This window comes from Candidatus Enterococcus huntleyi (assembly GCF_009933175.1).
Classification (GTDB): Bacteria; Bacillota; Bacilli; order Lactobacillales; family Enterococcaceae; genus Enterococcus_K; species Enterococcus_K huntleyi.
In genome coordinates this window covers 60,226-81,082 of record NZ_MAEJ01000009.1, presented here as the reverse complement: position 1 = coordinate 81,082, position 20,857 = coordinate 60,226, and the positions used below count along the sequence as shown (strand labels likewise).

The window sequence follows — 20,857 nt, the reverse complement described above, 5'->3', positions numbered from 1 at the left end:
CGTTTGTCGTTTTGGCTTCATCGCAAGTAGAATGATGTACTTTAAAATAAGCAACAGTATAGCTCGATTTTAATCCTCTATTTTTCATGCTTCTACTAATTTTTCGTCGGCTGATCTGAATGCCTCGTTTTGATAAGGCTTTTTTTATTTTTCTTGAGCCGTAGGCCTTTCGGCTGCGGATAAATTCTTCAGCGACTACTTCTTCAAGTTCTGATTCATCTTTCTTTGGTTTTGATTGATAATAATAGGACTGACGTGATAGACCTAATATTCTGCACATCGCTGATATAGGGTAAAGATGCTTATTCGCATCGATTACTTGTCTCTTCGTCCGAATATCAGCGCTGCTTGCTTTAAAATATCATTTTCCATTTCTAATTGCTGGTTTCTTTTACGTAGTTCTAACAATTCTTTTTGTTCAGGCGTAAGATTATCTTTTTCTTTGAATGAACCACTCGTTTTAGATTGCTTTACCCATTTGTCAAATGCTGAAGCCGTTAGTTCATATTCTCGAATGATTTCTACACGTGGCTTTCCAGCTAAGTAAAGATTGACGATTTGTTGCTTGAATTCTTGTGAAAAAGTTCTTCGTGTTCTCTTAGACATAAAAATTCCTCCTGGTATGTTTTCTTCTAGTCTACACACCTTAATTTTTCTGTCTAGTTAATTGTAGCCTATCCAGAGTGGATTGAAATATAGTGTGTAAGTACTCCTCTGTGCTCTAACTCGGTCTCACTCTTTAGGGAGTGAGTGGATTGAAATCTGGACGGAACCTATAAAAACGATGAACGTCTAGAGTCTCACTCTTTAGGGAGTGAGTGGATTGAAATAAATATGAAAACTGGTAATGAAAATAAGCAGTATCGTCTCACTCTTTAGGGAGTGAGTGGATTGAAATCCGGCGACGCGTCAAGCTCTTCCGCAATTTTGGTCTCACTCTTTAGGGAGTGAGTGGATTGAAATTGACAACACTCCTTTACTTTGTCCAGTCCCTTTATCGTCTCACTCTTTAGGGAGTGAGTGGATTGAAATAGAGTGGATATAGGGACGTCATGGGGAGGAGCAAACGTCTCACTCTTTAGGGAGTGAGTGGATTGAAATCAACAACGAGAACAAGGCTTAAGCAATTGGGGATACGTCTCACTCTTTAGGGAGTGAGTGGATTGAAATGGTAGTGAAGAGAAAGTAATTGAAGAAGCCTACGTCTCACTCTTCAGTGAGTGAGTGCCGGGCCACCTGGATATGATGATGGTACCTTAGCGCTAAAAGTGTTGTTGAATGAGCGTATGGAGAAGCTAATTATTCAAAGTTTAGGGATTGATTGCGGCGTGCTTATTTATCAGTTGGGCGTACCAAATCTTGTGGAGTATTTCTGTCTGTTGCCAGATTTTTCTGGACGTGGTGTTGGCAGTACTGCTTGGCAACTATTTGAGCAAGGACAAACGGGGATTTGGCGTCTGGAAACACCGGATTATTCGAAAAGAAATCATCATTTTTATCAAAAAAGAGTATAGAGGAAAACCAAAACCGAGTCGTGTGGAGTGTAAGCTCCCAAGGCTTTTTTTTATGCGCACCATTTTCCAAGTAAAGATGTGCGGTAGTGGCAATCTGATATTCTGTTAACGGTAACATTGGATTATTTATTGATGAGGGAATCGCTTTCGTCTATGATGAAAGGGAAATAAGAGTAAAGGAGAGATTGAATGAATAAATCTGCACTTTATCATCGTCCTGAAAGCGAATACGCTTTTCTGTATACGAAGGATACGATGAGAATTCGCCTACGAACTGAGATTGGCGATGTCAAAAAAGTAAGTTTAATTAAAGGGGATCCTTATCTGATTACTTTTGATAAATGGTATTTGGATAAAACGCCCATGAAAAAAACATTGAGTACGGATTTACATGATTACTGGGAGATCGAAACAGATAGTAAGTTTCATCGGTTACAGTACGGTTTTTATGTGGAAGGGCAGGATGGTACTGAAGTATTTTATAGCGATCAAGGAGTCTTCGATTATAAAGAAGAGTTTTTAGAAGTGGCGAATTATTATTTTAGAATGCCTTATTTTCAAGAAATTGATCGTTTCCACTCACCTGAGTGGGTGAAAGATACAGTTTGGTATCAAATTTTCCCAGAGCGTTTTGCTAATGGTGATCAGCAGAATGATCCGAAGGGGACGCTTCCGTGGGGCAGTAAATTACCTGATAGAGAAGACTTTTTCGGTGGCGATTTACAAGGGGTAATTGACCATCTAGATTATTTAGTTGATTTAGGGATTAACGGGATTTATTTCTGTCCGATTTTTAAAGCGACGTCTAATCATAAATATGATACGATTGATTATTTTGAAATTGATCCCGATTTTGGCGATAAAAAACTTTTCAAACAGTTGGTAGATGAGGCACATCGTCGCGGGATTCGGATTATGTTGGATGCAGTCTTCAATCATATGGGCGATTATTCTCCTCAGTGGCAGGATGTGATTAAGAATGGACCGCAGTCGAAATATGCTGACTGGTTCCACATTCATTCGTTCCCAGTGGATGATTATGATATGACGGATATTCCTGAAACGGCTAGAAATTTGAGTTTTGATACGTTTGCGTTTACACCACATATGCCGAAATTAAACACGGCGAACCCGGAAGTTCAGGCTTACTTACTGGATATTGCGACCTATTGGATTCGTGAATTTGATATTGATGCGTGGCGCTTAGATGTGGCGAATGAAGTTGATCATCATTTCTGGAAAAAGTTCCGCACAGAAGTTACAGCACTTAAAGAAGATTTTTACATTTTAGGAGAGATTTGGCATTCGTCTCAAAGTTGGTTGCAAGGTGATGAGTTTCATGCCGTGATGAATTACGCGTTTACGGATAATATCAAAGATTTCTTTGTAAATAAAAAGATTTCGCCGAGCAAAATGGTCAGTGGCATGAATAGCCAGCAGCTTCTATATAGAGATCAGACCAATGAAGTGACTTTTAATATTTTGGATTCCCATGACACGGCTCGAATCTTGACAATTTGTGACGGGAATAAAGAGTTAGCGAAAGCGACATTGACTTTTATGTTCCTACAAAAAGGCTCGCCATGTATCTATTATGGAACAGAGATTGGTATGTTGGGTGATAATGATCCGGACTGCCGTCGCTGCATGATTTGGGAAGAAGATAAGCAAGATTTAGAGATGTTAGATTTCACAAAAGAACTAATTAAATTACGTAAGGATTATTCAGAAGTCATTACTTATGGTGATTTAGAGTGGCAAATTGTGGACGATGAAAAACAGCAATTAATGGTATCGAGAACCGTTGGTGAGAAACGGTTGTCGGCTTTCTTTAACGAATCAACGCAATCGGTTTCGTTGGATTCTGTAGGAGAGGTACTTATTTCACAAAATGTAACAGAAGATAATTCAGGGATACATCAAATCGGAGAGCATGGTTTTATCGTATTTAAAGCGGAAAAATAAGGAAATAAAATTCTGTTACCGGTAACAATTGGAAAACGCTTGCTTCGTAGGTGAAGCGATTGCATAATATGAGTGTAAAGAAAATAGTAGGGGGCAAAGAAAATGAGAAAAACAAATTGGCGTAAATTAGGATTAGGACTTTTATCAGCTGGGGCAATCATTACTCTAGCAGCATGTGGCGGTTCGAAGGATAAGAAGGATGCCGCGACAGATGCAAAAACGTTACAAGTTTCTGTTGGAAAAGATTATGTTGAGTATGTGAATGACATTAAAGGCACATTTGAAAAAGAAAATGATGTCAAAGTTGAAGTTTTAGAAAAAGATATGTTCGACCAAATGGATGCGTTACAGCTTGACGGACCGGCTGGAAAAGGCCCAGACGTAACCATGTCACCGTACGACCGTGTCGGCCAACAAGGCTCGCAAGGGAATTTAGCTGAAGTAAAATTATCAGATGATGGCCGTTATAATGAAACGGATGAAAAACAAGTCACAATTGACGGAAAAGTCTACGGCGCACCAGCAATGATCGAAGCGGTCGTTTTATTCTACAATAAAGATTTGATCTCTGAAGCACCAACAACTTTTGCTGATTTAGAAGCTATTTCAAAAGATAAGAAATATGACGAAGATGGTAAAAATGTTGGTTTCTTAGCTCGTTGGACTGACTTCTACTATACTTACGGATTACTAGCTGGTTATGGCGGCTACGTTTTCGGAGATGATGGGCAAGATGCTTCTGACGTTGGTTTAGGCAATAAAGGCGCGATTGAAGGAATCAGCTACGCAACAGATTGGTTCCAAAATGTTTGGCCACAAGGAATGTTGGATGTTAAAGCTAACGAAAACTTGATGTTAGATTACTTTAACCAAGGTAAAACAGCAGCGATTATTTATGGCCCATGGGGTGCAAGCGGATTTAAAGATGCTGGAATTAACTACGGCGTTGCTAAAATCCCAACACTAGACAACGGCGAAGCATACCAAACATTTGGTGGTGGTAAAGCTTGGGTTGTTAGCAATTTTGCTAAAGATAAAGATGTTGCCCAAAAATTCTTAGACTATGTAACTAATGAAGAAAATCAAACGAAATTGTATGAAATGAGAAACGATATTCCTGCAAATGCACAAGCGCAAGAAAAAGTTAAAGGCAATGATGATCCAATCGCAACTGCTGTAATTGATCAATACGGTGTATCTCAACCAATGCCTAATATTCCAGAAATGGCTGAAGTTTGGGCAGGCGCTGAAAACATGATGTTCGATGCGGGTTCAGGTAACATGTCACCAGAAGAAGCTTCAGGCAATGCAGTGAAAACGATCCAAGAAGCAATCGAGCAAAAATATTAAACAAATAGATAAACAGTAGAAATAAAAAATGATAGGTAAATGGGCTGGAAGTAACGATTGTCGTTACCTCCAGCTCCAATTTTAAAAGGGGGATTTTCAATGGATAACCAAAAACGTAACCCGCGCAAAGCGATGTTACTATCCATTGTTCCTGGATTGGGACAACTGTATAACAAACAAACAATCAAAGGAATTATATTTTTGGCCGTACTTTTCTTATTCATAGTAGAAATGATTTTATTCGGTGGACAGGCCTTAGCGGGTTTTATCACATTGGGCTCAGTGCCGATGCAAGACAATTCTTTGTTCATGCTGATTGAGGGTACATTGCAAGTAATCATGACGGCGATTTTCCTATTTGGCTGGGTACTTAATATTCGCGATGCAAAAAAAGTCGCTGAAACGATTAATCGTGGAATGAAGGTTCCAAGTACATCAAAAGAATTACTGCATAATGTTTATGAGAATGGCTTTCCATATTTATTGACGATTCCGGCGTATTTAGTCATGACTGTTGCAATTATTTTCCCCGTATTGGTGACTTTATTTATGGCCTTTACGAATTACGATTTTAAACATATTCCACCGGCAAATATTTTAGACTGGGTAGGCTTTACTAACTTTACAAATATCTTTACCTTGAGTTCGTATCGCGAAACCTTCGTCAAAGTCTTCAGCTGGACGGTTATTTGGACGGTCTGTGCGACGACTTTACAATTAACATTAGGCATTTTGACGGCTGTCGTTGCCAATCAGAAATTCATCAAATTCAGACGTTTCTTCGGCGTTATTTTCCTCTTGCCATGGGCGGTGCCAGCGTTTATTACGATCATGAGTTTTTCGAATATCTTCAATGACACGGCTGGGGCAATTAATACCCAAGTGATTCCTCTATTGAATCACTTACCGTTCATCGATATTCCGATGATTGCCTGGAAGACCGATCCGTTTTGGACCAAAACAGCGATTATCTTAATTCAAGGATGGTTAGGCTTCCCATACATCTACGTGATGGTGACAGGGATTTTACAATCAATCTCAGAAGATTTATATGAAGCAGCTAAAATGGATGGTGCGAATGCCTTCCAACGGTTTAGAAATATTACCTTACCAGCAATTTTCTTAGTGGCTGCACCGACGTTTGTGACGCAATATACTGGGAACTTTAATAACTTTTCAATGATTTATCTCTTTAATAATGGTGGACCAGGAAGCCTTGGTGGTGGAGCCGGTTCAACGGATATCTTAATTTCATGGATTTACAAATTAACGACAGGTGGGTCGCCACAATATTCAGTAGCCTCAGCGATCACGTTAATTATTTCATTCATCGTTATTTCAGTTTCATTAGTGGTCTTCAAACGAACAAATGCATTTAATATGGAGGATTAGACATGAAAAAAAATAGTTCAGAAAAGCGCAAGAAATTCTTTACCAAATTTTTCACCTATTTATTTCTTGTCGTCTTATCAATTGTAATTATCTATCCGTTGCTAATTACGGCAACTTCGGCCTTTAAACCAGGGAATTTAATCGCCTTTAAATTAGATTTTAGTACCCAATGGACGCTAGAAAACTTTTCACGTTTGTTTAGTGAAACCTTGTATGGCGACTGGTATAAAAATACCTTAATTGTAGCGATCTCTACGATGGTTTTCCAAGTCATCATTGTAACTTTGGCGGGTTATACTTATAGTCGTTACCGTTTTGCTGGTCGTAAGAAGAGCTTGATGTTATTCTTAATTATCCAAATGGTGCCAACAATGGCTGCCTTGACGGCCTTCTATGTCATGGCTGTCTTGACGAATGGTTTGGATCAATATTGGTTCTTGACGCTGATCTATATCGGTGGCGGGATTCCTATGAATACGTGGCTTATGAAGGGCTACTTCGATACGGTACCGATTGATTTGGATGAATCTGCCAAACTTGACGGTGCGGGACACTTCAGAATTTTTGCGCAAATCGTCCTGCCTTTAGTTCGTCCAATGGTGGCTGTTCAAGCGTTATGGGCTTTCATGGGACCGTTTGGTGATTTCATGTTGGCACGCTTCTTATTGCGGACACCTGAACGTTTAACCGTTGCAGTTGGGCTGCAAACATTTATCAACGATGCTAGAAACCAACGGGTCGCTTTGTTTGCGGCTGGGGCAATCTTAATTGCTTTACCGATTTCTGTGTTATTCTTCTTCTTACAAAAACACTTCGTAACCGGGTTAACTTCTGGTGGAACGAAGGGCTAGAAAGGCTGATTCTCTTTGAAAACAGACGTATTTCCAACTAATTATTTTCGGGCAATTTTTTCGCCGAAGAAAGTATTTCAATTTCGCAAAAAATTCAACTGGCTTCAGCTTTTCGTGCTGTATTTATTTTTGACGGCCTTGTTAGTGATTCCGGCAACTTTGTACTTTGCTCAGACGACAACCATTAATGAGGACCAATTCATGCCGCATGTTAAAGAACTATTAACGGCTCAAACAGCGCAAGAGGTCCAACAATTGTCTATCAAAGATGGCCGACTAGTCGATGCGGATCCACAAATTTTTGAAGAAACTGATCAAGGTGTTGCTGGCGTGAATTTGTCCGAAAAACAAGTCAATGAAAAGGACGTAAGTCTGAATTTCAAAGAGAAAAATTGGCAGATAAAAGAAAATATCGATGGCAAGTCTTATACCTATCAGATGAACTATTCGGCGCAGTTTTCGCCAGAGAAAATCTCTAATCAACAGGAGCTACGTACGGCCATTAATGAAGAGTTTGTGCGTAATAATCGCTCGTCACTGATATTGACGATGAGTGTGACAACCGGATTCTTGCTCTTTATGATGAATCTGCTGTTAGTGTTAGGTGCGGCTTTTTTCCTCTGGTTGACGAAGAAGAGCAGACTGTCATCAATTCAATCCTACTCAGAAAGTTTGGCGATGGTCTTAATGAGTATGGGTATCGGTTCACTTGTGGCTTTAGTGATTGGGCTGTTTCATTTTGATATCACCCTGCTGATTGGGATTCAGTCATTTGGGATGATTGGAATGTTATTTGCCAGCTACCTTAAAACGAGATTTAAAGAGGACGCAGCAATAGCTATGAAAGAATAAAAATAAGATAAAGACAAAAAGAGCTTCGGCTCTTTTTGTCTTTTAAAGGAAGATATCAGGCAACGTGAAGCTTTTAGTTTTCCATGATAAATATTTAATCGCACGTTCACAATATTTTTCAGTTTTTTTTAGTTTAATTGTTTGAAGAGTTTTCTTAGCAGAAAGCCAAGTAACATGAATCTATTATCTATTGGAATTTGGATAGATTATTAGCTCTTCTTTGTCGATATTCTTTTGAATGTTGCACGTGAAATCACTGTTATTAAAAAGTGCCATTAAATAGTCAGATTGATTTCTATAAAAGTTATAAAACTTTATAAATATAGGTGATCTGCGGATTGATTATTAAAAATAAACTGGAATTTAATTCATCTTCAATGCTTCTATTTGGAATAGAGGCTGTGCTTCTTTTTATTATTTAGTTGGTGATAATTTATCAGTGGATTCAGATGATTCTATGCTTATTTTACAAGTAGAAAAGGATTTTCATGAACAAATTACTAAGGGCTATTGCTTGAGTCGGTCAGGAGATGGTGGTAAGCTAAGTTTGTGAAAAAGTTCAATAAAATGAACTGAAAAAATGATTTGGAGGAAGAAGAAATGAAGAAACAATTTGGTTTAGCAGTGGCAAGTATTGCCGCCTTACTTTTATTAGGAGCATGCAGCAGCGACAATCCATCTAGCAGCGCATCTTCATCTGAAGCTGCTTCCTCAAGTAGCCTTGTTAGCACAGACAGTTCTTCTACAGCAGGCTCTTCAGCAGCAGTTGCAGGGGACTACAAGGATGGAGAATACCGTGTAGAGGCCAAAGATTTCGACGACAAAGGTTGGAAAGAATACGTGGTAGTTCGAATTGCTGACGGAAAAATTTCTGATGCTGAATATAATGCAGTCGACAAGGACGGCAAACTAAAAACTGATGATGCGGACTACAAGGAAAATATGAACGCAGCAAACAAGACGTATCCTGAAAAATACATGAAAGAATTAACCGACCAATTAGTTGAAAAACAAGAAACAGAAGACGTCGAAGCAGTTACAGGTGCGACGCATTCGTCAACTAACTTTGTTGCTTTAGCCAATGAAGCATTAAGCTTTGCAGTTAAAGGCGAAACAGGCACTCACGCTGTCGATTTAAGTGAATAATAGGAAAATAAGTAACATAGCTTCAAGGAGAACTTCTAGTAGAGTTCTCCTTGGAGTTTTTTTCTAACAAGATAAAAGCGAAGAGAAACAGGCTAGCTTGTTTTATTTATTTTTAGGAAAATCGCTGATAATATCAGGATTCATGCTATTAGAATGAGTAAATTTATGGTAAGATAATAAAAAAGTGTATAGAAAAAGGATGACATTTATGGAGAATAACCCAAATATCAAACGCAAGCATTTTCGATTTCCTGCGTATGACGATGAATCAGGAGTGAAATTAGAATCAGAAAATCGCCGTGTCTTATTTGGTAATGAAGAAGATTTTATTACAGCAGCTAAGTCTGGGGAAGCTGACGAACGTGGGGTCCGTCGCTCTCATAAAATGACGAATGAAAAACAAGGTCATTCTATTCAACAAAAAGAAGAATTGGCTAAGCACAAAGCGAATTTACCAGATTATAACAAACCTAGAAAAACCGAAATTACACCAACAGGGAAACAAAAATTGTTTGGTGAACAGCATAAACATGCAGCAAATTTAACGAAAAACAGAACATCGGAGCATCGATCAGAGCCGATGCGTGCATCAAAAAAAAATTATTCAGGGCGTTCTTACTTCGTCCCTAAATATATTCCCGCATCGATTATTCCAGATGAACCGACGGGGACAGTTCAAGAAGATGAGTTGTTACGTTCGATGAAAAAATCAGAGCAATCATTTCTGATGTTCGACACGGAACCAGCGGCGTTTCAAGAACGATCAGATGAAGATCCATCTGTAAAAAAATTCAATAAATCAGGGTCACCTGAAGTAAAAATCAATCGAAAAGAATACAAAAAAATGGACAAGCCAAAAGGTGGCGCTAAAAAAGGCCATAGCATTTTGGACCGTTCACTGACTGGTTTGATTGAAGAAGAAAGCACCGATTTAGGGAAGAATAGTTACTTTAAATAAATAGAAACTGAGGAATAGCGTATATGCTGATCCTCAGTTTTTTTGGTTTATTGTAAGTAGTAGGAAAAAATTTACTTGTCTAAAACTCAGTGCCGCACTAGCCATTTCTTTCATCAAAAAGTTTGCAGTCTGGTCGCAAGCAGCTCAACAAAGGGCGTTGATCTCATTGCTAAATCAGTTCAAACTAGCTGTAGGGGCTAGGGTCGGGTAAGGATGGTAAATTTTCAATTTCCCTTTTATCGACCTACGCAAACCATTCTACCTAGAAACTTGGTAAGTAGAATGCCAACACAGCTAGTAATTCATGATTCCCCTTTCGGGACTGCAGAACTTTTTGATTCCAGAAATACCTATTGCTAGATTGATTATTTATTATCTAGATTAAATAAAATAGAATTCACAGAGAAAAAGCCTGAAGAAAGCACACTATAAATACTTAGGCTGATTATCAAAAAGAAATCCAGATTGAATTTGATATATAGACTTAAGAATTGTATACTGCTAGAAATTCTGATTTTTTTACATAATATCGGTGAATGATTCTTTTGCAAGCTTGTCAGCTTTTTGATATTTTTTTGGGGAAATACCGTATCTTTTTTTGAACGACTTGTGGAAGTAGCTGAAGTCGTTGAAGCCGATTGAAGTGGCAATATCCATTATTTTTAAGTCTGTTGAGTCGAGTAAATAGATGGCTTTTTCTAAGCGTATTTGAACTAATTTTTCTGAGAATGTCGCATTTAATAGCTTCTTACAGAGCGATGAGAAATAGTTTGGATTGTAATTGAAATGGGCGGCAGCAGTTGGTAAGTCGATGGAATCACAGTTGGTGACCATATAACTTAAAATCGCTCCTGCTTGATTATTCGGCATCATATTGGAATCAAAGACTGATAAATAATGATAGTGTGTTTCGTGTAGTTGAGTAAGAAGGAGCATAAACGCTAGCAGCTGCGCAGTGGATCGTTCCTCCTCAAGTTTTAACAATTCTAGGGTTAGGGCCAGCTTATTTGACTCATTGTGTTTAAAAAACAGATAAAAATTTTGACTGCTGGTTGTAAAAAAATCAGTCAAAATCGGATATTTTATCAAATGGTCGATTAATTCTTTTCGGGTATAAATTTCTTCAAATAGATATAAATCAAATTCGAAAGCACCGTATAAAGGAACTGAAAATTCAAAATAAGTTTGTTCGTGAAGCAGTAGTAGGTCTGACTCTCTCATAATAAATGAGTCTTTGTCGTAGGGATGACAGACCATATTTTTTTGGTGATTCACCAAGACGACGATGGCTTGGTTGGTTTGAATCTTTAATTTGCTGTCTTGATAGATGAGCGTCAGAAAATTTGAAGAGAGTTCTTGGTATCTTTTCTTTTGTATGTAGTCGGTATTTATTAATTGAAACATCGGCTCCTCCTTCACAAATTCTGATTATATGCCATTTTTCATAGTATAATATTCAGAACTATTTTTTGTCAATGCATGTTAAATTGTTAACAAGGGAAGAAATAGATGGAGGGATAACAATGAAAAAATGGCAAAGTGTATTAGGGTTGTTTACTGTTTTAACAATGGTTTCAGGGTGTTCGTTACAAAGTGATGATGAAAAAGCGAAAGATAAAAGTTCACAAGGGGCGATTGAAGGGACCTATGAAGGAACAAGTGAAGGGTTTCATGGCGAAGTAAAAGCTTCGATTACAATGGATAAAGATGGAAAAATTTCAGATATTACTATTGATGCTGCAGGTGAAACACCTGATATCGGTGGCAAAGCTGCACCAAAATTGGCGAAACAAGTTGAAAAAAGTCAAAGTGTTAAAGTAGACACCATTTCAGGAGCAACAGCAACGAGTACAGCAACACTTGCAGCGATTTCTGCGGCGATTGAGAAATCGGGTGCCAAACTCAGTGACTACGAGGTCGCTGTCGAAAAAAATGGCGAAGATGAAACGCTTGAGGCGGATGTTGTCGTTGTCGGAACAGGTGGTGCTGGAACTGCGGCAGCCTTGACAGCAGCGCAAGCGGGTAAAAAAGTTGTCGTGATTGAGAAAAATGATTTTGTCGGCGGAAATACCAAACTTTCTTCAGGATTCTTTGCTGTGGAAACAGCGCTGCAAAAAGAGGCTGGGGTAAAAACTTCTGTCGATGAAGCGGTCAATCAGTTACTTGAGTTTAACGACTATTTATCGAATGGACCGTTGACGCGAGCGATTGTCGAGTCTTCCGCAGAAACAGTCGCTTGGTTACAAGAAGAAGGCATGGATATGTACCTTCAAAAAGAAACCACGCAGCTTTCTCATGGCGATGATGCATACAAATCACGCTCTTATCATAAATACACAGATAGCGAGAAAGGCTTCACCACTTTGTATGCAAAATTAGAAGAGCTCGGTGCGAAAGTGCTGATGAATACTTCTTTAACGGAGCTTCAGACTGAAGGCGATAAAGTGACAGGAATTGTTGCAGAGAAAGAAGATGGCGGCACGTTGACCGTCAATGCGAAAGCGAACATCATTTGTACAGGTGGTTTTGGTGCGGATACCGAAAAAGTTAACGAACTTATGGGCACAGCGCAAATGAGTTCGCTGGGTGTTCCAAATACCGGCGAAGGTTTATCTAGTATGGTTGACGCTGGGGCGACAGATATTGATGGCACGCCGCTGTTACATGCGGCACAGCTTGCTGAGGGCGAAGTCAAACAAGATAGCCAAGGTGAAAACTTGGCTGGCTATTCTTCAAGTAGCTTAACACAATTATTGATGTCGCCACTATTATGGGTGAATCCACAGGGCAGTCGTTTTGTTAATGAGGACGTTGTCTATGATACAGCTTATTGGGCAAACGCTGCATATGCAGCAGGTGGTAAATATTACATCGTTGTTGATGAAGCTACGCTGAAGGATTATACAAAAGGCACGGACATGATTCTTTCTTATAGTGGTCCTGGACCGAATACTGATAAAGCTGATTTCGTTGAATTAGCTAATGGTTCAGTAGAGGCTGGTACCGCATTTAAAGGGGATAGTTTAGAAGACTTAGCAAAAGAAACGGGCTTTAATGAAGCAACGTTGAAAGAAACAGTGGATCGTTACAATCAGTTGGTCAAAGGAAAAGAAGATACAGACTATAGAAAAGATTCAAAATCAATGAAATACGCTGTTTCTGAGGGACCTTACTACGCATTTGATTGTCGTGCAGTCTATCTAGGAACAGTCGGCGGTGTCAAGGTTAACGAGAAGTTAGAAGTCTTGAATGCTGATGAACAGACGATTGAGGGGTTGTATACCGGGGGAGCAAATGCCGGTGGTTATTACCAAGGAAAAGGCTATCCGCCGTATGAAGGATTAGCTTCAGGCTTCTCATGGACTTCAGGACGAATCGCTGGACAATCAGCTGTTGAATTTTTGAAATAAGGAATACTGAGTAAATAGGTAAGCGTTGAGATAGGTTGTGTTGAAATTAATGAATGACTAATTAAATGTCACTTATTTAAGTTTCATTTATGTTGAATACGTTATGCTGTCCTTAGCAAATGAATGGAGGGACAGCAGATGAGTATCAAATGGTTGAAAGATTTATTGAAAAAAGCACCCGTATCTCGAATTGACCCTTACGAAGTAGATAATGAATTTACCTTACTGAAGGATTTTCCAACTGGCGATAAAAAATAAATTGAAATAGATGAGTAAACAGAAATAGACACCTAATGTAGAAGAGCGCTGTGTGCTTTCTCTATGTTAGATGTCTTATTTTTCTGAATTGTTTTGATGACGCCAATAGATGATGAGGTTTTCAGTCCAATCCATGGCAATGCCAATCACAATGCCCAACATGACACCAAATAGCAGGTTGAAAAAGGCGAGACCGATCAAGATCCCGGCTATTAATCCTAGCCCTGTATATTTTCCATCTTGATATTCAGGTTCCACTTAATCCTCTCCTATGTTTGTCTTTGATATATTCTAAGAAGAGTATATCAAAAAATAGCAAGAGTCGCTTGACAATCCTGCGGTCCATCGGTATCATTTAGGAGTGTTGTTTTGCAGATGTGGTGGAATGGCAGACACGCACGCTTGAGGGGCGTGTGGGCGAAAGCTCGTGTGGGTTCAAATCCCATCATCTGCATAAAAAAGGTCGGATTAAAATCATAATTTGATGAAATGTACGGCCAATAGTTGGTGAGTGGGTAGAAAGGCTATTATAATAGTTTTTCTGCCCACTTTTTATGTAATTTGTGAATCTTGCGAGTGAGGAAAATTGAGAAGTAACTTCTATTAGAAAGTTGGGACACAACCATGGAAAACTTGAACATCAAACAAATCGGTCAGATACCAGCAAGAGTAACAGAAGCGGCGAACTGGTTTCATGAAAAATGGGAAATTCCAGCTGAAGCCTATTTGGAGAGTATGCAAACAGCGTTGAATAATCCTACAGGCATCCCTAAATGGTATGTTGTTTTGGATGAGAACGAACAGATTATTGCTGGGGCGGGTGTTATCGAGAATGACTTCCATGATCGCCTAGACTTGACGCCTAATCTCTGCGCATTATATGTGAATGAAGGCAATAGAGGGCAGAAGATTGCTGAGAAACTTTTGGCGTATATTTGTTCGGATATGAAACAACTTGGGCTTCATAAATTGTACTTAGTGACGGATCATAAAGGCCTGTATGAGAAATATGGCTGGTCTTATCTAACGATGGTTCAGGCTGAAGATGGCCCTATTCAAATGTACGCGATTAGTTTGGATGAATAGACGGGAATTGTTAAAGAATTAATAGAAAAAGGTAGTTGAAGAATCGGTAGTTGAAACGTGCTCCGAGAATTAATCGAATGGAAAAGTTGATTTTTTATAAAATGAGTCATAAAAAACTTTAAAAATCGTTGACTTGAGGTAAAATGGAAATTGACAGAAAATTGCCTCACTTTTGTTTCATCAAATGAATAAAGGGGCGTATTTCTGGTTTGTGCATTGATTTTTCCTTGTTACTGGAATAGGATAAGGAGAACAGAATCAGGGCAGACAGTTTGCAATCATTGAGAAGAGGGATACGAATGAAAAAATTTGAAAAATCAACCAAGCTAGACGGCGTCAGCTATGATGTTCGTGGTCCAGTATTAGAAGAGGCGGAACGGATGCAAGAAGAGGGTGTCAGTATTCTAAAATTGAATACAGGGAATCCGGCACTTTTTGGTTTTGAAGCCCCGAATGAAATTGTGCGTGACTTGATTATGAATGTCCGCGAATCTGAAGGATATTCAGATTCTAAAGGAGTCTTTTCAGCTAGAAAAGCAATTGAACAATATTGCCAATTAAAGAATTTTCCAAATGTCACAATTAATGATATTTATACCGGGAATGGGGTCAGTGAACTGATTACCATGTGTATGCAAGGGTTGTTGGATAATGGCGATGAAGTCCTTGTTCCGATGCCTGATTATCCTTTATGGACGGCAGCCGTGTCATTGGCGGGTGGTAAACCAGTGCATTATATTTGTGATGAAGAAGCCGAATGGTATCCTGATATTCAAGATATTAAAAGTAAAGTGACAAGCCGAACAAAAGCGATTATCGTGATTAATCCCAATAATCCGACCGGTGCTTTGTATCCCAAAGAGTTACTAGAGGAAATAGTTGAAGTAGCTCGCCAAAATGATTTAATTATTTATTCAGATGAAATTTATGACCGTTTAGTGATGGATGGATTGCAACACATTCCAATTGCAACATTAGCACCTGATCGTTTTGTTGTGACCTTAAATGGATTATCGAAGTCACATCGAGTGGCTGGCTTCCGTGTAGGCTGGATGGTGTTGAGTGGTGATAAATCACGAGTGAAAGGGTATATTCAAGGCTTAAACATGCTTTCGTCTATGCGTCTATGTTCTAATGTACTTTCCCAACAGATTATTCAGACGGCTTTAGGTGGCTATCAAAGTGTTGATAAATTACTTTTACCTGGTGGAAGAGTTTATGAGCAGCGAGAATTCATTTACAATGCGATTAATGATATTCCGGGATTATCAGCTGTGAAGCCAAAAGCTGCTTTCTATATATTCCCTAAAATTGATACCAAGCGTTTCAATATCAAAAATGATGAGCAGTTTGTTTTGGATTTCTTACATGAACATCAAGTTTTATTAGTTCATGGTGGAGGATTTAACTGGAATCAACCGGATCATTTCCGAATTGTTTATTTACCCAAATTAGAAGACTTGAAAATGACCGCTGAAAAGATGCGTGAATTCTTAGCGACTTACAAACAAAAATAAACGACAAAAGTTAGGGGAATAAACTCCTATAAAAAGATTGTTTTTCAGACGAAAAAATAACAACTAGTTTAATTCTAATGACTGATTAATCGTAAAAAACTGATTAGTCATTAGTAAAATACTAGTTGTTATTTTTTATTTCGTCACACGACATACTTTTTTACTAACAATCATTCGATTGGTGTATTTCGCGACCATATCATCTGTTGGGTTATGTACAGAAATAAGAAATGAGTATTCGTATTCTTTCTCAACGACTCCTTCATATTCCTCGTCTTCCCAGATGAAAAAGACAGTTTCTTGATTGTTCATTCAATTCACCTCGAAAAGATTAATGAAAAGCTGATAAATACGGGTAGAAATAGTGGTTCTTTCTTGAAGTTTATTATCTGATAAAGTAGAATACATTCATAATGCGAATTCGCATATTTTTAGGAAACGAGGGGGATTTATGGAAGGGTATTTAGATACTTTTGGAAATGTTTTAAAAGCAATCCGAAAGGAACGTAAACTCACGCAAAAAATGCTCTCACAGGATATTTGCTCCCAAAGTGTGCTAAGTCGAATTGAAAATGGCGAAGAGCTTCCAAATGTTTTAGTTATGCAACAACTTTGTCAAAGACTTGGCGTAACGATAGATCAAGTGATGTTATATAATTCAATTGGTGTTAAAGAAACTGAAGAACTTTTAGAGAAAATGGCGTATCATTTTCGGCAAAAAGATTACAAAAAATTAGAGGAATTATTGAAACGTCCAGGCCTAATCAATCAATTCTATTTGGATACAGATATTCAATTATATTTTTATTATTCCGGGAGCTGTGAATTTTTCTTACATGGCAATTGCGAAAAGGCTCTTTCGTTATTGAAACGTGGCTTGTCATACACTTTTAAGCTAGATAAAATGCATGTTTCTAAAGAAGAGGTTCAATTAATCAGTTGCATCGGAAAAGTCTATGGAGACATGGGGCATCTTGAAGAAGCGGAACAGTATTTGAAACGGAGTATTCATTTGTTTTATCGACTCCCAAATCAACGCGGGAACGCAGAATTAACCAAGATTTTTTATAATTATGCGAGCTTCTTAGACAAAAAAGAACAGTATACATTGGCTGATGAATTGGTTGATTGTGGGATTGAGTTGGCGCGTCGAAAAAATAGTTTCTACTATTTAGAAGAGTTATTTCAATTAAAGAGTAAATTATTGACGCAGAATGAGCGAAATTCAGAAGCCTTGATTTATCAGCAACTTTCTACTGAAGTGAGAAGAATTGCTACTTTTGGATAAAATGGTCTACACCATTCTTGACTTATTTGAAAAATAAGAGTAATTTAAAGGTAGAAAAATTGAAGGAGCGAGTAGAATGAAAACTTTTATCTATGCAGACAAATTCTTTATGAAGTCCGGTGTGAAGGGTCCAGGTTATTTGGAGATTACGGATGGTGTCTTTGGCGAGTATGTTTCTGAGCAGCCAGCTGGAGAAGCAACTGTGATTGATCAAAGTGGCCAATGGATTGCCCCTGGACTAGTCGATACACATATTCATGGGTACATGAATCATGATGTAATGGATAATGATGCTGAAGGTATTCAGGCGATGTCAGAAGGTTTATTGTCTTGTGGAGTGACTTCATTTTTACCAACAACCTTAACGTCAAGTAAAGAACGTTTGCGAGATGTGGCAGAAACAATCGGAAAGACCTACAAAGATGTGACAGGTGCTAAAATTCAAGGGATTTATTTTGAAGGACCTTTTTTCACAGAAGAGCATAAGGGTGCACAAAATCCTAGCTATTTTGGAGATCCTGATTTGGCGACGTTCCACGAATGGCAAGCAGCTTCTGGTGGATTGATTAAGAAAATTGCTTTGGCACCTGAACGTAAAGGAGTCAAGGAATTTGTTAAACAAGTGACTGATGAAGGTGTGGTAGTTTCTTTAGGGCATAGTAATGCAACTTTAGCTGAAGCTCAAGAAGCTGTCGAAGCTGGTGCCAGTGTTTTCGTCCATGCATTTAACGGTATGAGAGGTTTAAATCACCGCGAACCAGGTATGGTTGGTGCATTGATGAGCTTGCAGCATGTGTTCTCCGAATTAATTTGTGATGGGCATCATGTCCATAGAAATGCGGCAGAAATTCTGATGGAAAAAGCTGGCCATGATCATATTGCATTGATTACGGATTGTATGATGGCGGGTGGTATGCCTGATGGAGACTATAATTTAGGCGAATTCCCTGTAGTGGTCAAGGATGGAACGGCTCGTCTTGAAAGTGGTAATTTGGCAGGAAGCATCTTGAAATTGAAAGAAGCAATCAAAAACGTTGTTGACTGGGGGATTGCTACACCAGAACAAGCGGTTATGATGGCCACGTTGATTCCAGCTGTAAGTTGCCAGATTGATGACCAATGCGGTAGTATCACTCAAGGTCGCGCTGCCGATTTCATCGTATTAAATCCAGCTATGGAATTACAAGCAACTTATCTAGATGGTGCCGAACGTTATCACGTGTAAATAAAACGTAGGTCTGTTCGCATCTTACAATATTACTTGTTGTCACCTGTCAGTAGTGAGAAGACTGAATAGATGGTAACGAACTATAAAATGAAGAAGCTCTTCCCCTAAAATAGTCAACTATTTTGGAGGAAGGGCTTCTTCTGTTCTATAGAAAGAAACTTTCAATAGGAGCTTCGCTGAGTTCGTATGCGCAGAGTAGCTGGATAAACGGGCGTGGGTACACGCGAATATCGTCTAACACGAGGGAACGGGGTAAAAAATAGGTTTGTTGATGCTTTTCCCCTATATAATCGCCGTCAATGGTGCGCGCGAGTAATATGCCGCCTTCACTGAGCCAGCGTTCGTAACAATCAACTGATAAGGTTAATGGTGAGCGAAGGGCGGAGAGACTGCGCGTCAGTAAATAGTTTTGCTCTGGAATAAATAGTAACTCAGCCCATTCACTGGGTGCTTGCGTCTGTAACCAGTCGAGCACCTCTTCTAAGGAATCATGTTGTCGTTCTACAAACATTGAAAAACACCTACTTTACATTGGGAATGGTTACTGAAAAATCAATCGTGGAGTGTTGAGTCAGGCCTTTGGCATCTAGAGTCACTGCGCTAGGGAGTAAGTCTTTGCCTTGGTAGATAGGTGTGACACGATAACGAACCGTATCTCCTTCATTTAAGGCGTGGCGAATTTTTAATTCATAAAAATTCATATAAGGATCATTGACTGGATATTGATAGAGGGTGACTAAATTCTTTGGTTCATCGCCACTTCCTCCAAATTGCTTGGCAATTAGGTGACCTCTAGAGTGATCATACTTAGGACCAGAGATGAAGCCTGGTGGCCGAATATCTCGATTCGCGCTAGTCCCGGTATTGATCATTTCTTTTGTTAACAAGGCTTCTGCACCAGTCGGTCGCTGCTGTGAATCTAAAGGGAAATAGTCAATCCAACCAGTATCCGTCCATTTGAGTTCAGCTGCGGTAAAGTTGGCTGGACCATTTTCGGTAATCCCTGGATTATTGCCTACGGGTTGAAGGTCAGCTTCTGTCGGTAAAGCCGTATTTTTATTTTCAGTGACCGTACTAGAGGGGCTAGTAGCGGTGGGACCGGTAAATTTGTCTAGGTTAAGCCCAAACGCACCGGAGACTAAAACAATTAGTAGGGCAATTATTGAAGTAATGTTTTTTTTCTGTGATTTTTTATTCATGGGACACTCCTTTTGTGTTATCTGATCTAGTATACGCAAAAAAATGGCTTCTTAAAAGCATTTTAATCGGGAAGTGTTTATATTCCTATTTTGCTTGTGGTAAACTACTAATGAGAGGGAGGCTTCAGTAGAAATGGCATATATAGAAGTTATAGATGAATACAAACGATATCACATGGGAGATACGGTGATTGCTGCCAATGACGGGATTAATTTTGCTGTCGAAAAAGGCGAGGTGGCTGTTATTTTAGGCCCTAGTGGTGCTGGTAAATCGACTGTTTTAAATATATTGGGAGGCATGGATAGCTGCGATGAGGGGCAGGTAATCATCGATGGCACGGATATTGCTAATTTTGATGCAAAAAAATTAACGACTTATCGTCGCAATGATGTCGGCTTTGTGTTCCAATTTTATAATTTGGTTCCTAATTTAACTGCGAAAGAAAATGTAGAACTCGCGTCACAAATCGTTTCTGATGCATTGGATGCGGAAGAAGTGTTAAATTCAGTTGGCTTAGGACAACGAATGAATAATTTTCCAGCTCAATTATCAGGGGGCGAACAGCAACGGGTGACGATTGCTCGAGCTTTAGCAAAGCAACCTAAGTTATTACTTTGTGATGAGCCTACGGGAGCATTGGATTATGAGACCGGGAAACAGATTTTGAAAATTTTAGAGGATACGGCACGTAAAACGGGCACAACCGTAATTATCATTACCCACAACTCGCAGATTGCCCCGATGGCCGATCGCGTAATCCGAATTAATGATGCGAAGGTTCGCAGTGTTGTTGTGAATGAGCACCCTACACCCGTGTCAGAAATAGAATGGTAGGAAGAGGA

The 20,857-nt window shown here is 39.0% G+C and carries 19 protein-coding genes, 1 tRNA gene, 2 pseudogenes and 1 CRISPR repeat array; of the genes and pseudogenes, 16 read left to right on the top strand and 6 right to left on the bottom strand.

The genetic code is table 11. The features are described 5' to 3' along the window. A pseudogene (locus BAU15_RS06635) lies at positions 1-606 on the bottom strand (IS3-like element IS1485 family transposase); the annotation flags it as partial. A gap of 123 nt (positions 607-729) precedes the next feature. Continuing rightward, positions 730-1,170: direct repeats of the CRISPR family, unit length 33 nt; unit sequence GTCTCACTCTTTAGGGAGTGAGTGGATTGAAAT. A gap of 50 nt (positions 1,171-1,220) precedes the next feature. Between BAU15_RS06635 and BAU15_RS06630 the strand changes: the two are divergent. The 8 genes from BAU15_RS06630 (at position 1,221) to BAU15_RS06595 (ending at position 10,028) form a co-directional block, all read left to right on the top strand. After that, positions 1,221-1,514 (top strand): hypothetical protein, encoded by a 294-nt coding sequence (locus BAU15_RS06630; protein WP_420022120.1) that lies wholly within the window; start codon positions 1,221-1,223, stop codon positions 1,512-1,514. 189 nt (positions 1,515-1,703) lie between these two features. Next, a complete protein-coding gene (locus BAU15_RS06625) occupies positions 1,704-3,479 on the top strand; it encodes a glycoside hydrolase family 13 protein (RefSeq protein WP_161841950.1) in 1,776 nt (591 codons plus the stop codon). Between the two features lie 102 nt (positions 3,480-3,581). After that, entirely contained in the window at positions 3,582-4,829 is a 1,248-nt protein-coding gene (locus BAU15_RS06620) for an extracellular solute-binding protein (protein WP_161841949.1), read from the top strand. Between the two features lie 99 nt (positions 4,830-4,928). After that, positions 4,929-6,221 (top strand): carbohydrate ABC transporter permease, encoded by a 1,293-nt coding sequence (locus tag BAU15_RS06615; RefSeq protein WP_161841948.1) that lies wholly within the window; start codon positions 4,929-4,931, stop codon positions 6,219-6,221. 2 nt (positions 6,222-6,223) lie between these two features. Continuing rightward, the gene (locus tag BAU15_RS06610; protein ID WP_161841947.1) at positions 6,224-7,072 is read left to right on the top strand and encodes a sugar ABC transporter permease; all 849 of its coding nucleotides are present in this window, start codon (positions 6,224-6,226) and stop codon (positions 7,070-7,072) included. A 15-nt stretch (positions 7,073-7,087) separates the two neighbouring features. Beyond that, entirely contained in the window at positions 7,088-7,924 is an 837-nt protein-coding gene (locus tag BAU15_RS06605) for a DUF1189 family protein (protein ID WP_161841946.1), read from the top strand. 600 nt (positions 7,925-8,524) lie between these two features. Beyond that, positions 8,525-9,070 (top strand): FMN-binding protein, encoded by a 546-nt coding sequence (locus tag BAU15_RS06600; protein WP_161841945.1) that lies wholly within the window; start codon positions 8,525-8,527, stop codon positions 9,068-9,070. A gap of 208 nt (positions 9,071-9,278) precedes the next feature. Further along, positions 9,279-10,028 (top strand): hypothetical protein, encoded by a 750-nt coding sequence (locus BAU15_RS06595; protein WP_202622716.1) that lies wholly within the window; start codon positions 9,279-9,281, stop codon positions 10,026-10,028. 519 nt (positions 10,029-10,547) lie between these two features. Here the strand turns inward: BAU15_RS06595 and BAU15_RS06590 are convergent. Further along, complete coding sequence (locus tag BAU15_RS06590; protein WP_161841944.1) at positions 10,548-11,432, bottom strand: helix-turn-helix transcriptional regulator; 885 nt, start codon at positions 11,430-11,432, stop codon at positions 10,548-10,550. Between the two features lie 71 nt (positions 11,433-11,503). On the opposite strand from BAU15_RS06590, the pseudogene BAU15_RS15860 reads away from it, so the two are divergent. Together BAU15_RS15860 and BAU15_RS06585 are read left to right on the top strand one after the other, a co-directional pair. Further along, positions 11,504-11,902: pseudogene (locus tag BAU15_RS15860) on the top strand (FMN-binding protein); the annotation flags it as partial. A 6-nt stretch (positions 11,903-11,908) separates the two neighbouring features. Further along, the gene (locus tag BAU15_RS06585; RefSeq protein ID WP_237580150.1) at positions 11,909-13,438 is read left to right on the top strand and encodes an FAD-dependent oxidoreductase; all 1,530 of its coding nucleotides are present in this window, start codon (positions 11,909-11,911) and stop codon (positions 13,436-13,438) included. Positions 13,439-13,771: 333 nt separating this feature from the next. Here the strand turns inward: BAU15_RS06585 and BAU15_RS06580 are convergent, their stop codons facing one another. After that, entirely contained in the window at positions 13,772-13,954 is a 183-nt protein-coding gene (locus BAU15_RS06580; RefSeq protein WP_161841942.1) for a hypothetical protein, read from the bottom strand. Positions 13,955-14,067: 113 nt separating this feature from the next. Here BAU15_RS06580 and BAU15_RS06575 point away from each other — a divergent pair. From BAU15_RS06575 to BAU15_RS06565, 3 genes are all read left to right on the top strand, one after another. Further along, positions 14,068-14,150 (top strand) — tRNA-Leu (locus tag BAU15_RS06575). A 170-nt stretch (positions 14,151-14,320) separates the two neighbouring features. Next, the gene (locus BAU15_RS06570; protein WP_202622715.1) at positions 14,321-14,782 is read left to right on the top strand and encodes a GNAT family N-acetyltransferase; all 462 of its coding nucleotides are present in this window, start codon (positions 14,321-14,323) and stop codon (positions 14,780-14,782) included. A 299-nt stretch (positions 14,783-15,081) separates the two neighbouring features. Continuing rightward, a complete protein-coding gene (locus tag BAU15_RS06565; protein WP_161841941.1) occupies positions 15,082-16,299 on the top strand; it encodes a pyridoxal phosphate-dependent aminotransferase in 1,218 nt (405 codons plus the stop codon). A gap of 135 nt (positions 16,300-16,434) precedes the next feature. On the opposite strand, the gene BAU15_RS06560 is transcribed toward BAU15_RS06565, so the two are convergent. Beyond that, a complete protein-coding gene (locus BAU15_RS06560) occupies positions 16,435-16,611 on the bottom strand; it encodes a DUF2187 domain-containing protein (protein WP_161841940.1) in 177 nt (58 codons plus the stop codon). A gap of 139 nt (positions 16,612-16,750) precedes the next feature. Here BAU15_RS06560 and BAU15_RS06555 point away from each other — a divergent pair, with 139 nt between their 5' ends. Together BAU15_RS06555 and nagA are read left to right on the top strand one after the other, a co-directional pair. Further along, the gene (locus tag BAU15_RS06555) at positions 16,751-17,587 is read left to right on the top strand and encodes a helix-turn-helix domain-containing protein (RefSeq protein WP_161841939.1); all 837 of its coding nucleotides are present in this window, start codon (positions 16,751-16,753) and stop codon (positions 17,585-17,587) included. A 76-nt stretch (positions 17,588-17,663) separates the two neighbouring features. Further along, positions 17,664-18,812 (top strand): N-acetylglucosamine-6-phosphate deacetylase, encoded by a 1,149-nt coding sequence (nagA, locus tag BAU15_RS06550; RefSeq protein ID WP_161841938.1) that lies wholly within the window; start codon positions 17,664-17,666, stop codon positions 18,810-18,812. 148 nt (positions 18,813-18,960) lie between these two features. On the opposite strand, the gene BAU15_RS06545 is transcribed toward nagA, so the two are convergent. Continuing rightward, a complete protein-coding gene (locus BAU15_RS06545) occupies positions 18,961-19,326 on the bottom strand; it encodes a hypothetical protein (RefSeq protein ID WP_161841937.1) in 366 nt (121 codons plus the stop codon). A 10-nt stretch (positions 19,327-19,336) separates the two neighbouring features. Next, positions 19,337-20,014 carry a DNA/RNA non-specific endonuclease gene (locus BAU15_RS06540; RefSeq protein WP_161841936.1) on the bottom strand — a complete coding sequence of 226 codons (678 nt, stop codon included), beginning with the start codon at positions 20,012-20,014 and terminating at the stop codon, positions 19,337-19,339. A gap of 133 nt (positions 20,015-20,147) precedes the next feature. Between BAU15_RS06540 and BAU15_RS06535 the strand changes: the two genes are divergently transcribed. Beyond that, positions 20,148-20,849: an ABC transporter ATP-binding protein gene (locus BAU15_RS06535; protein WP_161841935.1), complete on the top strand. Its 702-nt coding sequence runs from the start codon at positions 20,148-20,150 to the stop codon at positions 20,847-20,849. Positions 20,850-20,857: the final 8 nt, after the last annotated feature.